Origin of the sequence: Thermopolyspora sp. NPDC052614 (assembly GCF_040678635.1) — a bacterium.
Lineage (GTDB): Bacteria > Actinomycetota > Actinomycetes > Streptosporangiales > Streptosporangiaceae > Thermopolyspora.
In genome coordinates, this window is record NZ_JBFATZ010000025.1 from 1 (window position 1) to 13,166 (window position 13,166).

The 13,166-nt window shown below is 63.9% G+C and carries 13 protein-coding genes and 1 tRNA gene; 7 read left to right on the plus strand and 7 right to left on the minus strand.

The annotated features are described in order from the left end of the window. The first annotated feature begins 539 nt into the window (after positions 1–539). From AB0K60_RS33410 to AB0K60_RS33425, 4 genes are all read left to right on the plus strand, one after another. Positions 540–1,676: a DNA methyltransferase gene (locus AB0K60_RS33410; protein WP_364064404.1), complete on the plus strand. Its 1,137-nt coding sequence runs from the start codon at positions 540–542 to the stop codon at positions 1,674–1,676. Between the two features lie 111 nt (positions 1,677–1,787). Beyond that, positions 1,788–2,912, plus strand: a complete 1,125-nt coding sequence (locus AB0K60_RS33415; RefSeq protein ID WP_364064407.1) for a hypothetical protein — start codon at positions 1,788–1,790, stop codon at positions 2,910–2,912. Positions 2,913–2,956: 44 nt separating this feature from the next. Further along, positions 2,957–5,152, plus strand: coding sequence for a DUF87 domain-containing protein (locus AB0K60_RS33420; RefSeq protein ID WP_364064409.1), 2,196 nt, complete (start codon positions 2,957–2,959; stop codon positions 5,150–5,152). A gap of 376 nt (positions 5,153–5,528) precedes the next feature. After that, positions 5,529–5,589, plus strand: a tRNA-OTHER gene (locus tag AB0K60_RS33425). A gap of 166 nt (positions 5,590–5,755) precedes the next feature. Here AB0K60_RS33425 and AB0K60_RS33430 read toward each other — a convergent pair. From AB0K60_RS33430 to AB0K60_RS33440, 3 genes are all read right to left on the minus strand, one after another. Beyond that, positions 5,756–6,115: a hypothetical protein gene (locus AB0K60_RS33430; protein ID WP_364064412.1), complete on the minus strand. Its 360-nt coding sequence runs from the start codon at positions 6,113–6,115 to the stop codon at positions 5,756–5,758. Further along, complete coding sequence (locus tag AB0K60_RS33435) at positions 6,112–6,354, minus strand: hypothetical protein (protein ID WP_364064415.1); 243 nt, start codon at positions 6,352–6,354, stop codon at positions 6,112–6,114. The genes AB0K60_RS33430 and AB0K60_RS33435 overlap by 4 nt, the downstream gene beginning before the upstream one ends. A 251-nt stretch (positions 6,355–6,605) precedes the next feature. Continuing rightward, positions 6,606–7,067, minus strand: coding sequence for an alpha/beta hydrolase fold domain-containing protein (locus AB0K60_RS33440; RefSeq protein WP_364064642.1), 462 nt, complete (start codon positions 7,065–7,067; stop codon positions 6,606–6,608). On the opposite strand from AB0K60_RS33440, the gene AB0K60_RS33445 reads away from it, so the two are divergent. Then, on the plus strand, positions 7,032–7,823 hold the full coding sequence (locus tag AB0K60_RS33445; protein WP_364064644.1) for an MFS transporter: 792 nt from the start codon (positions 7,032–7,034) through the stop codon (positions 7,821–7,823). The genes AB0K60_RS33440 and AB0K60_RS33445 overlap by 36 nt on opposite strands. A gap of 40 nt (positions 7,824–7,863) precedes the next feature. Here the strand turns inward: AB0K60_RS33445 and AB0K60_RS33450 are convergent, their stop codons facing one another. Together AB0K60_RS33450 and AB0K60_RS33455 are read right to left on the minus strand one after the other, a co-directional pair. Further along, entirely contained in the window at positions 7,864–8,463 is a 600-nt protein-coding gene (locus AB0K60_RS33450; RefSeq protein WP_364064418.1) for a DUF1707 domain-containing protein, read from the minus strand. 157 nt (positions 8,464–8,620) lie between these two features. Continuing rightward, positions 8,621–9,568: a zinc-binding alcohol dehydrogenase family protein gene (locus AB0K60_RS33455; RefSeq protein ID WP_364064420.1), complete on the minus strand. Its 948-nt coding sequence runs from the start codon at positions 9,566–9,568 to the stop codon at positions 8,621–8,623. A 128-nt stretch (positions 9,569–9,696) separates the two neighbouring features. On the opposite strand from AB0K60_RS33455, the gene AB0K60_RS33460 reads away from it, so the two are divergent. Together AB0K60_RS33460 and AB0K60_RS33465 are read left to right on the plus strand one after the other, a co-directional pair. Beyond that, a complete protein-coding gene (locus AB0K60_RS33460; protein WP_364064422.1) occupies positions 9,697–10,725 on the plus strand; it encodes an AraC family transcriptional regulator in 1,029 nt (342 codons plus the stop codon). Between the two features lie 426 nt (positions 10,726–11,151). Then, positions 11,152–11,580 (plus strand): hypothetical protein, encoded by a 429-nt coding sequence (locus AB0K60_RS33465; protein WP_364064425.1) that lies wholly within the window; start codon positions 11,152–11,154, stop codon positions 11,578–11,580. Positions 11,581–11,758: 178 nt separating this feature from the next. Here the strand turns inward: AB0K60_RS33465 and AB0K60_RS33470 are convergent, their stop codons facing one another. Together AB0K60_RS33470 and AB0K60_RS33475 are read right to left on the minus strand one after the other, a co-directional pair. Beyond that, the gene (locus tag AB0K60_RS33470; protein WP_364064428.1) at positions 11,759–12,172 is read right to left on the minus strand and encodes an SgcJ/EcaC family oxidoreductase; all 414 of its coding nucleotides are present in this window, start codon (positions 12,170–12,172) and stop codon (positions 11,759–11,761) included. Further along, positions 12,072–13,163 (minus strand): helix-turn-helix domain-containing protein, encoded by a 1,092-nt coding sequence (locus AB0K60_RS33475; RefSeq protein ID WP_364064431.1) that lies wholly within the window; start codon positions 13,161–13,163, stop codon positions 12,072–12,074. Before AB0K60_RS33475 ends, AB0K60_RS33470 begins: the two co-directional genes overlap by 101 nt. Between the last annotated feature and the right edge of the window lie 3 nt (positions 13,164–13,166).

The following is a 13,166-nucleotide window of genomic DNA, read 5'->3' on the forward strand; positions in this document are numbered from 1 at the left end:
TCATACACCAGCCGCTCGCCATGCACGACCCAACGCGTCCGCTCGCCGTCCTCGCCCACACCGCGAAGCTACCGCCCCACACCCCCGCCGTACACGGCTACCGGACGATACCTGCAAGCATTGCCGAATTACGCCTATGATCAAGGGCGGCGCTGCGCTCGGCCGCGCGCTGCGCGTGCGGCCTGGAGGCCGTTCTCGCGCGCGCCCGTGCTCGGACCGCGCTACAGGAGCGCATCGTCATCTGTCGCCTCTGGGGCAGGCACCATCCCCCGACGACTCCATCGGATCACAGGCCGGAAGCGATAGCACAGCACCCGATCGGTAATCAGCGAGGATCCTCATCACGTTTCAGCAGCGATCCGGTCGCGAGGTACATGGTCTACCCGCGATGGAAGGTGCGAGATGCACAACGTGGTTGCAAGGCGGATATCTCATGAATCGGCAGTAGTAGGCCGCATGACCCATCAGGTCCGCATTCTGTGGGTGGCAGAAGCAGGATGTAACTATACCTGGTGAACAGTACCTGTACCATCATCCGCATGACGGCGACGGCGGCAGCCCCTGCAGTAACGTGGTCCGAGGATGCGCTGCGGCTCAACGCCGTCTGTCCGTACTACACGATGTTCCCTCTCGATTTCCCGCTCCAGCAGTTGGCGGCTTATCCGAGCGCGAGTCGCGTGTTGGACCCGTTCTGCGGGCGCGGTACAACTCTGTACGCAGCTCGCTTGGCAGGGCTACCATCCGTAGGTATTGACATCAACCCAGTGGCTGCTGCGATTGCACAGGCCAAGCTCGTAAGCGTTACCGCCGGCGCTGTAGTCCGCCTTGCGAAACGCATCCTTGAGGATGGCTTGGGGGGGGAGGCTCCCCAGGGCGAGTTCTGGCTTTGGTGTTATGAGAAGGAGACGCTCCGCCAGATCTCGACACTGCGAGAGAAGTTGCTCGAGCTGGAAACTCCAACAGCGGCGATGTTGCGGGCGATCATGCTTGGAATCCTGCACGGGCCACAGAACAAGGGTTTGCCGTCGTACCTGTCGAACCAGATGCCACGCACCTACGCATCTAAGCCTGCCTACGCGGTGAAGTTTTGGAAAAAGCGAGACATGACGCCGGTCCACGTCCCAGTTTTGGACGTCATCGAACGGCGAGCACGACGCCTATTGAAAGCCACGCCATTACCCCGCGGTGGCAAGGTATACCTCGGTGACTCAGTCCAGACTCTCAACAAACTACGGCAACGCTTCGACCTGGTAGTCACCTCACCCCCCTACTACGGCATGCGCACCTATGTCGCCGATCAGTGGCTGCGCTCGTGGTTCCTCGGGGGTCCGCCGGAAGTCCCCTATGGTACCCACGGCCAGATCGCTCGACAGCCGAGCCAGGATGCCTTCATCAAGGCTCTAGCTGACGTATGGGCTGCCGCTGCACACAGCTGTCACCCCAAGGCCCGCCTGGCCATTCGCTTCGGCGCACTCCCTTCGGCCCGCACCGACCCCGAGCAGATGCTGGTCGCCTCGCTGAATGAGGCGAAGGCAGGCTGGGTCGTCAAGGACGTCAGCCAAGCTGGCACTCCGGCTAAGCGCGCCCGCCAAGCCGAGCAGTTCGGCAAGGCGGGCTCCGCAATCGGCGAGATCGACCTCGTTGCGGAGCTGTTGGACTGCCCTACTGGTCGGTAATCCAGTTACTTTTCGGAATCAATGGCTTATCGTCAGTATCGCATGCCATGCTGTGGATCCACACTTGTGCACGACTCGCCTGTGGCGATCCAAGGGGGCGCGGGGAGGGGCATGTTCAACGCAGAGCAGATCCAGCAGTTGAAGCAGCTGATTGGCGATCAGGTTGAAGCTGGGCGAGCTGAGCTTGACAAGCTGGTTAGCCAGGCTCGCGCCATGTCTAGCAGCGTGAAGGTGATTAAGCCACGGGTAGCAACGTCGGTCGCGCTGATGGCCTCCGACGGAGGTAACAATAAGGTTGCATTCAACCCCTTCTACCTGCAGGTGGTTCGCGTCGTCGATTCCAACGGCAAGGAACTGTGCCTAGAAGTAGTTTCCCCTCTCTCCGATATTGGCGAATTGGGGCGTCGTCAGTTCCACGAGAACGGCGTACCACGCACCGCGCTAGGCAAACTGATGAAGGGACTGGGCGTGCAGTCGCTCAGAGACCTTTCCCCGATGATGTCCGGAAAGTCTCCGAGCTGGGTGCAAGTCTTCCGTGATCTGTGCGAATGGGCAACTCTATATGATTTGATCTGCTACCGCGACTACCCCGTGGACACCCTTATCGTTCGCGACGGCTTGCTGCGCAGCAAGATCTTTGCCAAGGACTATTTCGTTCGCATGGGCGAGCAGATGCACGAAGCGATTGAGCGAGTCTATAAGCGCGACCGATGTAAGGTATGGCTCGTTGGCCTCGCGAAAAAAACCCAAGTACTCGAATATTACCGCCTGGCGATCTCTTTGTCCGGCCTATTCGACAACGGCGCACCTTGCTTTGCCGAAGTGCCGTCGTCAATGCTCGATAAGGTCTATAAGTGGGAAGAGTACACCCGCGAGCTCGACGACACGACTATCGCCGAGGATCCAAAGTTTAACTTCGGAAGGATGTACTTCGTGCGCTTCGGCCCCTACTCCGGCGACCCTATATGGACCGTGGACATCATGTCCCGCCAGAACAAGGACGCTCAGGCGATCTTCGGCTACCTCCAGGCTGATGCCGTAGCTGGCTTTCCCATCCCGTTTTACCCCAACTGTATCCAGCAGGCAGATAACTTCTCCCGCGTCGCAGACTTGGACATAGACATTGTTGAGGACTATCTCGTAGACGCGGTTCGCACCCAGGTCGGCGAAGATAAAGCTCCCGTCATCGACGCGCTACGGTTGGCTTCGGACGTCGCTGCCCGTCGCTACGAGTAACTCATTCCTATAGCCCCTCGACATCTTGTGGAGCAATAAGTCCTATGAGTCTTTTTGACCGTGACAAAGTTGTTGGCACCTTCCGCGGGTTCTCCGAAAGCGGCATGGAGTTCCACGCCGACCTCGTTCTTCCACACCATGATGACTTCCAGACCATGGCGATGCATGGTCAGTTCGTGCTCGTGCAGCTTGAACACGAACGCGAGGCTATCCTCGGACGGATCACCACAATCGCCTCCCAGGGTCGTCTGGTCTCCCCCATCGGAGAGGACTATGCCCTCCGAGCCGTGCGCGACCAGCGGCCCATTCCTGATGAGCTGCGCGAGCGCTACCTGAAGTACAAGGTCGACATCCGCATTCTCGGCGTGCTTCGGATGGAAGGCGACAAGCACATCTTTGTGCCCAGCCACCGACGTCTGCCGCACGTTGGCGCCCAGGTTGCCATGCTTTCTGAAGACCTGCTGGCCGAGGTCGTCAACGCCAACGACACAGGCGACGGCGCGGTTCCTATCGGTTATCTTGCCTACGGGGAGTTCGTTTACGCGGGGGATGACTCCCGTGTCGGTGACTCCTCGTGGATGCAGATCCAGCACCCGGCGATCATGCCAACGTTTCAGATCAGCAAGCTTGTAGCCCGGCGCAGCTTCGTCTTCGCACGCGCTGGCTTCGGCAAGTCAAACCTCGTCAAGTTGCTCTTCTCAGCCCTCTACAAGGATCAGCCCACCGTGCCGCGCCGCAATGGCGAGGCTCCTGTCGGAACGGTGATCTTCGACCCGGATGGCGAGTACTTCTGGCCTGACTTCAAGGGCCGCCCAGCTCTGTGTGACGTGCCGCACCTGCATGACAAACTGGTCGTCTTCACGAACCGAAAGAACCCGAGCGACTTCTACCAGTCCTTCGTAGTCAACGGTGTGAAGATGAATATAAAGGAGCTCAGCCCGTCTCGTGTCCTGGGTATTGCCCTGCCTCCGGACAAACAGGACCAGCAGAACGTCGTCAAGCTCAAGTCTCTCGACGGCCCTAAATGGAGCAGACTCGTCGATTTAATTTATCGGGAGAAGTACGGTGCCGATCGTGCCCAGGTTCAGGACCTCCTAGGCCTTGACCATAGCGAGGAGGCACAAACCAACGCAGCGGTCGGCAATATGACCCGGGTGGTCAATGCTTTGCATGACCCTGAAAGCCAGTTGCTGAGCGCGTTGAAGGACTGCCTCTCTCAGGGGAAGTTGTGCGTGGTCGACATCTCTCAGATGCGCGGAGCTCAGGGGCTACAACTCGCAGGCGTCATCCTTAGCGATATATTTGAGCACAATCAGACACAGTTCACCGAGGCTGATCCCAAATCAATCCCAACCATTGCGGTCATTGAAGAGGCCCAGTCTGTCCTCGGAGGCTCCAATCAGAGCGAAGACGGCCCTTTCGTCTCTTGGGTGAAGGAAGGCCGAAAATATGATCTGGGCGCTTTCCTGATCACTCAGCAGCCTGGCAGTCTGCCTCAGGAGCTTCTTAGCCAGGGAGACAATTTCTTTGTCTTCCACCTACTGTCCGCAGGTGATCTGCTCGCCCTGAAGAAGGCAAACGCGCACTTCTCTGAAGATCTATTGGCGACCTTGCTGAACGAACCATTGGTTGGCAATGGTATCTACTGGTCCAGTGCTCCCGGAACCGACCGGCATTCACGACCCTATCCCGTATCGGTGCGCGTCCTTAGCTTCGAGGACTCCTACAAAATGCTTGATCCCGACTATGATAGCCCAGCCCCGGACAGCTTTGCTGCGCGCGCTCGTGCCCACGTCATTACACGACGAAACGAAGCCCGAGCTGCGGCAGCCAGCCTCGCAGCGAGCCACCCTCAAGACGGGCACAGCAACGTCGGCAGCCCGCCAGCAGCCGAGGACAAAGACATCGCCATCGCGCACCTGCGGGATAAGGCTGAGTTCCAGCGAAAGATTAAGACCCCTGAAGGGATCAAATGGGGGAGGATCGGCTATCTTCTCGCCGAGAAGGCACCCGAACACGCAAAACGTACCGGCTCTGCTCGTGACTGGGGGTTTGCCCTTGTGAAGGAAGCCTTAGACCGGTTGTATCCCAGTCAGTGGACATCGATCGCTCGCCTCGAGCCCGACAGCAGCGCCCCCCGTAAATGGGTAATGCTTAAGGAGTATGCGGCTGAGTCGAGGTCTGACCAAAGTGATACCCAGTTCGAATCCGAGTCACCGGGTGAAGAACTGCCCTTCTAATCTCGTATAACAATTCAGCGGCAGGAACCCTCTCGCCCGGGCGGGAAAGAGTTGCAGGAAAGGGGACATACCTGCGGCAGGAACTAGGAAATCAATGCTAGCGGCAGGCAAGTGGCGACGGGTACGCCGCTTACTGATTGCGTCGACTGAATAGGGCCATGACGCACCGCACAGATACCACCCCCACGATCGCCCGTCTCCGGTTGACCGCCGTACTTGGCCGTTGACAGTCGGGACAGGGTTCGTTCCTCACCCAGTCCCACCGTAACCGTGGCTGGCGTGCCCGTCACGTGCCCGATGGGATGGGAAACAAGGGGAAACAGCGGGGAGTCACGGGACATGCGGCTAGCCTCCTGAGCTGCATATCTGCAGGTCGGGCGTGACCGGCATGCGTCTTTGCAAGCAGAGGGTCAGGGGTTCGAGTCCCCTAAGCTCCACCTGCGAAAACGCCTCCGCCGATGGCTCCTCAGCGGGAGTGTTGGTGACAAACTAAGTGACGACGAACCTTTGGCGGCAGGGCATGCCGGAGTCATGGAACTATTCGACGCTCTTGTTGAGTGCGTCCCCATACGCCATGGCGTCGGCAAAGGCCATGTCCTTGAGTCAGCCTGCTCGCAGGAAGCGTTCAAAGGCTTCACGTGCCAATGCGGACACTGTCTTGCCCTCTTGCTCTGCACGAGCCTTCGCGCGTTCGCGCAATTCCTCTGGCACTCGGAATGAGACTCTTGGCGAGTGTGTACCTTCGCCGGAGAGTGAAGGACGACCGGCGCGGCCGGTTGGTACGGGTACACGACCTTCGTCGATCGCGCGATGAACGTCGTCGACAGCCTCGTCCACGTACTCGTCGGTGATCTTGTTGCCTTTACAATCATAGATCTCTTCTGAGTCGCTGTCGATTTCGGAGTCCTGGTCCAAGGCTAGTTCGATGTCTTCCGGTGGCCAGGCTGCCGCATGCTCGGTCATGACTTCCTCCTCAACGCGGTCGGCATCACATGGATGATCACTAGGTACTTGTCGGTGAGGATGCCGATCACCTCTAGTTCGATGCCTCTATCGTCCGGGCCTATCCACACCCATCGATCCTCCAATCTCGGGTCCGCCGCCGGAACGATCGCCGGCGGCCCGGACCGGATCACGTGAAGGGCATGCGCCTGCCCGATGCGGTGCCGACGGGCCGACCGGTAGAAGCGCAACTTCCTCATGCCCATATTATGTCCGACATAACCTCGGCGTGGAGGGCAATCATCAGTTCGCTGGGACGAGCAACCAATGACAGTTCAGGGTGTCGGTGCCGATGGAGTCGCTTGGCTGCGGGGACAGAGAACCTGCAACCGGAGCCCCTGTTTACCGACAGATCCCGCATGCCGCCCTGTCCAAAGCCCGCTCCCGGCACGGCGCTCCGACTCCGGATCAACGTCGCTCTGCTCCCACCGCTCAGCTCAATCGGGGCCCCTCAGTCGTGCAGGTTGCGGCGGAGGAAGGTGTGCCAGGTCTGCCCGAATGAGCGGGACAGGGCCGAGGCGGCCGCGAAGCGGTCCCAGGCGTGGAAGGCGCGGGCGTAAAGGTGCAGGTTGACCGGGACGTTGGCGGCGAGTAGTCGGCGGGCGAAGTCGATGCCCTCGTCGCGTAGCACGTCGAACTGTGCGACGGCGATGAAGGTGTCGGGCAGGTTGGTGAGGTTGGTGGCGCGGCCGGGTGCGGAGTATGGATGTACGTCGTCCGTGCCGGATTTCTCGCCCAGGACGGCGGACCAGGCGAGTTCGATGTCTAGGCGGCGAAGACAACCTCGGAGTCGGGCTCGGAGCTTGACGGCGCCTGGAGGCGGTCGTCGAGCATCGGGTAGAGGAGGGACAGCGAGCACGGACGCGGGGGGCTCGGCATCGGCACGCTTGGCGTACTGCTGGTCGTCGCCCAGTCTTCCGTCTGGGACTCTCCCTGGGTCGGGGCGTCGGTGCTCGTCGTCTCCGCCGTCGCGCTCGGCGCGTGGGTTGTGGTCGAACGGCGCGCTGCCGCGCCGCTGGTCGAGCTGGGCTTGTTCGGCCGGGGCGGTATGGTGCGCGCCAACGCGGCGATGCTCGCTTCGGGCGTCGGGATGTATTTGTTGTTTTCGCTGCTGACCCGCTATGTCCAGACCCCGCAGGATGCTGGATACGGGTTTGGGCTCTCCGGTGTGCTCGCCGGGGCCGCGCTCACGCCGTTCTCCGTGCTCGGTTTCGTCGCCGGGCGGCTCGCGCCCTGGCTGGCAGTGCGCGTCTCCGCGCGGTGGAGTTTTGTGATCTACGCGGTGTTCGTCGTTCTCGCCGCGGGGACGTTCGCGGTGACGCGCGGCTCGCTCGTCGCGACTCTCGTGGCGATGGCGGTCCTCGGCTTCGGGGTCGGCGGCGTTTCCGCGATCATGCCGAGGCTCGTGCTCGTCGGAGTTCCGCAGCAGGAAACGTCCAGCGTTCTGTCGATCAATCAGATCGTCCGGAGTGTCGGGTTCAGCATCGGCAGTGCGCTCGCCGGTCTCCTGCTCGCCACCGCCACCCCGGCCGACGCCCGATTTCCGGACGACCACGGCTACACGATCGCCGCCGGCTGCGTACTTCCGTTGCTCGTGCTCGCTGCTTTCGTCATCCTGCCCTCACCTCGTGTGGCGGCGGGGCGGGACGCCCGTGGGAGCCGGCCGTAAGTCCCCTATCGGCACCCTTGCCGGGGAATGGTTTCGCGCCCTATGAGGAGTGGGCTTGGCGTAGTTTGCGGCGTTCCCAGGCGTTGGGGTGGCGGATGATCACGCCTCCTAGGCCGCCGGTGCCGGTGACATGGATCAGCGGGGTTCCCGGGAGGCGGTCGGGGGTTGTTTTGTCTTTCATGCCGCCGAGATCCGGGTCCACTTCGCTGCTGTCCACGGCCCAGCCGTCGGGGACGATCACTTTGACGCCGCCCGTCTGACCGTGCACTTCCAACTCCACCCTGGGGAGGTGGCACTCGGCCTGGGAGAAGTCGAGCCTGACGCCGCCCATGCCGCCGTACGCCGTCATCCTCGCGGGGACCTGCCAGCGTCCGGTGCGGGTCGCGCCTTGTAGTCCTCCCTTGAGGACCAGGGGTTTTTCGGGGGCCGGCGGGGCTTCGGGGGGGAGGTCGGCGGTGAGGGGCTCCAGGTCGCCGTAGGTTTTGGCGGTGAGCGCCCGGTCCAGCCGTTCGTCCAGTTCGTCGAGGTCGATGCGGCCGTCGGCCGCCGCCTTCTTCAGCCTCTCCACCACTTCTTCGCGTTCGGCGTGCGAGACGCGCAGCTCGCTGGAGCGGAGGGGCTCTGGGCGATCGACGGTCATGGAACCGATGATACGGAGACTAGAGCAAAAGTGACGAAGGTGGAGGTGACTGGTTTTTCGGCAGGGCGGGTACGCGACCGCCGTCGCGCTTGATATGCCTTTTGCGGCGAACCGTTTCCAGTCGCGGGCTGGAAACGGTTCGCGGTGTGACGCCCGATTATGTGGCCGGTGTCAGGATGTAGCGGACGTTCGGGTCGCCATTCCAGGCGTCGGCCACGGCCGGGAGCGGGAGGCTGGTGAACGGCGTGTCGAAGCCGGCCGCGGGTGCGGCGGCGAGCAGTTCGCCGGCGCAGGCCGCGTAATCCCTGACGGCCACGCTGCCGATGCCGCTTCCGATCAGTTCCAGGCCGCTGCCGCGCAGCATGTCGCCGCGGATGGGGATGTCGTCGCCCGCCGAAGTGCCGAGCTGGACGTACCGCAGGCGCGGCTCGCCGGCTCGGGAGGCGCGGTCCTTGGTCGCGGCGGTCAGGGTGCGAAGGGCGGGCTCGCCCCAGAGGAAGTCGAGCACGACGTCGACTCCTTGATCGAACTGCTCGCGCAGCTTCTTGTCCGCGTCATCGTTTAGGGCGATGTGCACGTCCGCGTTCAGCCGGTTGAGTTTCGCCTCGTCGCGGCCGACGGCGATGACCTTGCTCGCGCCGAGGTGGCGGGCGGTCTGGAGCGCCATGCCGCCCGCGGCGCCCGTGGCGCCGAGGACCAGCACGGTCTCGTCGGGACGGAGGTGGGCTCGTCGGGAGAGGGCGGTCCATGACGCGACGCCCGCCGCGGCGATGGCCGCGGCGCGGTCGCTGGGCAGGTCCTCGGGAATCGGCGCCGTCGCGTCGATTGCGACCAGTGACTTTTCCGCCATGGCTCCGAATGGGGGCTTCGGGAACAGGAAATAGACGCGGCGGCCCGTTTCGTCGACGCCGACGCCGTCGATGCCGGGCACGAATCCTGCGGACGTGCCGCTGGTGTAGTGCGTGCCCGCGGCCAGGCGCTTCACGATCGGTTGGAGGGCGGCGGCGTGCACCGTGACCACGGTTTCGCCGTCGCCTGGCTTCGGGTCACGGAAATCCTGGTACGCCGGCGGGACGCCGAATGAATTCACGACTGCGGCCTTCATGCTGTCTCACTCCAAAAGATGTCCTGGGTCTCCTCGCCGAGACCCGTCACCCTTGAAATGTAGGCAGCTCAGTTCGTACGAACTATACTTAATGGTCGCTGTTTTGTTCGCAATCGTCCGAGGAGCGCATGGATCCCCTCTCCGAGGTTCTCTCCCTGCTGAAGCCGCAGGGCTATATCACCGGGGGCTTCGACGCGGGCGGGCGATGGGCGCTCGCGCTCGATGACCTGGCCGGGCGCATCAAGTGCTACGCCATCGTCAGCGGCGCGTGCTGGCTGACGGTGCAGGATGTCGACGAGCCGGTGCGGCTTCAGGAGGGCGACTGCTTCGTCCTGCCCAGCGGGCGGCCGGCGATCATCGGCAGCGATCCGGACGTCGAGCCGACGCGGGCGAGTGAGGTGCTCGGGCCCGGCCGCAGCGGAGGCAGGGTCACCTACAACGGCGGCGGGGACGTGTTCATGGTCGGCAGTCGCTTCGAGGTGAACAGCCGCCATGCCGAGGTGCTTCTGCGGACGATGCCGCCTCTCATGCAGGTCAAGACCTCGGGCGATCGGGCCAGACTGCGATGGTCCATCGAGCTGATGATGGAGGAGTTGCGCGAGGGCCGGCCGGGATCGGCGCTGGTGGCGCAGCAGCTCGCGCACATGATGCTGGTGCAGGCGCTTCGTCTGTACCTGTCGGAGCGCTCCCGCGACGGCGTCGGATGGTTCGCCGCCCTCGCCGATCCTCAACTGAGCGCCGCGCTCGAAGCGATGCACGAGGATCCGGCGTACCCCTGGACGGTGGAGAAGCTGGCCGCTCGGGCCGGAATGTCGCGCTCGGTCTTCGCGGAGCGCTTCCGCGCGCGGACCGGGGAGACGCCCATCGCCTATCTCACGCGCTGGAGGATGATGCTGGCGGGTGAGAGGCTTGTGCAGGGCCGGGACGCGTTGGCTCGAATAGCGGGGTCGCTCGGGTACGAGTCCGAGCATGCGTTCAACACGGCGTTCAAGCGCGTCATGGGTATTTCACCGAGGCGGTATGCCCGAGCCGAAGTCTCCGAAGGATCGGGTCAGATGGACGGGGCGGGGGAATCCGGAGAGCGCGGCGTCGGCCGGGTGGACCGCTATGACGTGGAGCGGCTACGTCTGATCAACAGGGCGGCCGACACTGCCTGAATGGCGAGTATCATCAGCGCGATCAGAGCCGATACGGCGCTCGATTCTTCCTCCGAAAGGCCGCCGACACACTCCGTTATGTTGCCGCCCTCGTACGGCAGAGCGCAGCTTGATCTGAGGATCGCGGAAACGATGAACCAGTTGGCGAGCAGGAGAAGGGGAGCGCTCACGACAAGGGACAACGTGAGATTCCTCGCCTTCCGCATACCTCGGACTCTTGACCATCCGTACACTGTTGCTGAATGGTGGGTGCCATCGCGTTGCAGTCGTACATACCCGCAAATCGGCGACGATCGGCTCTAAATTGGAGCTAATGTAGTCCCAGTGAGCCAATCCGACATTCCGCGCCGACACCGGCGCTTTGGTCGCGGTCGGGCGCGCAGACCGGAGCCTCCACAGCGGACCCCGGGCTCGATCTCCGCCTGGGTGTACGGCAACATCATCCTCTTTGCGGCGCTGGTCCCGCTGGTGGACGAGGACACGGCGGACGGGCGGGCGCTGCAGGTGGTGTTCGGGGCCGCGGTGTCGACGTTCCTGGCGCACGCGTTCGCCGCGTTGATCGGTGCCCGAGCCGGTGGCAGGGTGACTCGCGGCGAGGTGCGTAACGAGCTCCGCGACGCGACGCCGATCCTGGTGTCGGCCGTGCTGCCGTGTTTTCTCATGGCCGCCGCCTGGGCGGACCTGGTCCCCGGCTCGGTGGCGATCATCGCCTCCGACGTCTACCTGATGGTGCGCCTCGCGCTCCTCGGACTGATCGTGAACCGTCCGGGCTCAAGACGTACACTCGTGGCCGGACTGGCGCTGGCCGGTGTGGCCGCCGCCATCGCCCTGCTCAAGGTGATCTTGAGCCACTGAGGACGAGCGCGTTCAGCCCGGCGGCGGATCCAGGGGACGCGCGGAGGCCGGCCATGCCTGCGGGTCCGTCGCGTCGATCGGATAGATGAAGAACATGTCGGCGTGTCCGGACGTAATGCTGTCCTCGGCCCACAGCCGGCCGCAGCGGGTGCACCGCAGCACCCCGAGCCATTTCCCGCTAGCCGGCGGAGAAGGTCTCCAGGGCCGCCATGGTCTCCATGGACAGCAGGCGCGCGTTCTCCAAGGCCGCGACCACCCAGCGGTCGTCTCGCCACACCATGGCGAACAGTTGCATCGAGTAGCGCGTCGACGGCGGCTCCTCCTCGCCCGGCAGGAGGATGCCGACGCGGCTGTGGACCACGCCGACGCCCGGGCTGATGATCCGGGCGAACATCACCTCGCCCCGTACCAGCCGGGAGCCTTTCATCACCGTGTCGATGAGCGTCTCGTGTGCCGCGATCGCCTCCGCGCGGTTCCAACAGATGGTGCCCTCAAGTTCCGCGAACACGGCGTCCTCGGCGAAGTCCGCGAAGAAGCCCGGGACATCCCCGCGGTTCCAGGCCTCGTACATGCGCATGGGGATGGCGCTCATCGCCTCGATTGACTGCTCCACGCGATCGCCTTCCTCTGCTGTGTGCACCCCCATCCTCTTCGGACCGGACGGCGGACGCCTTGACCATCCGTGCACGGTTGCTGGACATCAGCGCCGTCGCGTTGTAGCCGTATGTCGCCTTGAAGAGCCTGCTGAAATGCGCGGGGTCGGCGAAGCCCCAGCGGGCGGCGACGGCCGCGACCGTGCGGTCGCCGCGCGCCAGTTCGGCGCGGCAGCGTTCGAGGCGGCACCGGCGGATGAGGGCGGCGACGGTCAGCGGCTGATCCTCGAAGAGCCGGTGGAGGCGGCGTACGGAGATGTGGTGTGCGGCGGCGATCCTGGCCGGGGTGAGCTCGCGATCGGACAGCCGCGCCTCGATGTAGCCGAGAACGCGGTCGCACAGCGCGTCGTCGGCGTCCGGTGGCACGTCGCCCAGTTGTGCCTCGAGCGCCACCGAGATCAGCTCGATCACCGCGGCCGCCGACCGGCCCGCCTCGCCGGCCCGGAACCCGCTCAGCGATCGGGCCATGTCCCGCGCCAGCGAGAACACCAGGGCTCCCGGGCCACGGTCACCCCTGATCCGTACGCCGGTGAGGCGGGCGGCGTCGCCTGGACGGAGCCGCAGCTCCCGCCGGGGCACCAGCAGGGTCACGTGCGTGGAGGCGGTGCTGGCGAACCGGACCGGCCGCGCCGGGTCGATGAGAACCAGATCGGCAGGCTGGAGATCCGCGCTGCCGCCGCCCTGCTCGACGCGCGCCCGTCCCTTCGTCATCAGATCGATCTGCCACAACTCCTCGTCGGCGGCGCGGGCGTGGCGAGCGTCGCGGAAGCATTCGCCCTCCGGCGTGACCAACTCGACCGCTTTGAGCGGCCCGAGGTCGCGCGCCGTGACGGCGGCCCGGAATTCCCCGCCGTCGTGCCGCCCACTGCGCACAGGGGGCAGCCCGCTGGCTGCGAGTGTCTCCTGGAAGGTTTCGATGTCGGTCAGCACAGC

What these genes read in the sequence shown, in the direction of transcription:
- AB0K60_RS33410 (WP_364064404.1), top strand. Translation starts at nt 540, where the DNA reads ATGACGGCGACGGCGGCAGCCCCTGCAGTAACGTGGTCCGAGGATGCG.
- AB0K60_RS33415 (WP_364064407.1), top strand. Translation starts at nt 1,788, where the DNA reads ATGTTCAACGCAGAGCAGATCCAGCAGTTGAAGCAGCTGATTGGCGAT.
- AB0K60_RS33420 (WP_364064409.1), top strand. Translation starts at nt 2,957, where the DNA reads ATGAGTCTTTTTGACCGTGACAAAGTTGTTGGCACCTTCCGCGGGTTC.
- AB0K60_RS33430 (WP_364064412.1), bottom strand. Translation starts at nt 6,115, where the DNA reads ATGACCGAGCATGCGGCAGCCTGGCCACCGGAAGACATCGAACTAGCC.
- AB0K60_RS33435 (WP_364064415.1), bottom strand. Translation starts at nt 6,354, where the DNA reads ATGAGGAAGTTGCGCTTCTACCGGTCGGCCCGTCGGCACCGCATCGGG.
- AB0K60_RS33450 (WP_364064418.1), bottom strand. Translation starts at nt 8,463, where the DNA reads ATGACCGTCGATCGCCCAGAGCCCCTCCGCTCCAGCGAGCTGCGCGTC.
- AB0K60_RS33455 (WP_364064420.1), bottom strand. Translation starts at nt 9,568, where the DNA reads ATGAAGGCCGCAGTCGTGAATTCATTCGGCGTCCCGCCGGCGTACCAG.
- AB0K60_RS33460 (WP_364064422.1), top strand. Translation starts at nt 9,697, where the DNA reads ATGGATCCCCTCTCCGAGGTTCTCTCCCTGCTGAAGCCGCAGGGCTAT.
- AB0K60_RS33470 (WP_364064428.1), bottom strand. Translation starts at nt 12,172, where the DNA reads ATGAGCGCCATCCCCATGCGCATGTACGAGGCCTGGAACCGCGGGGAT.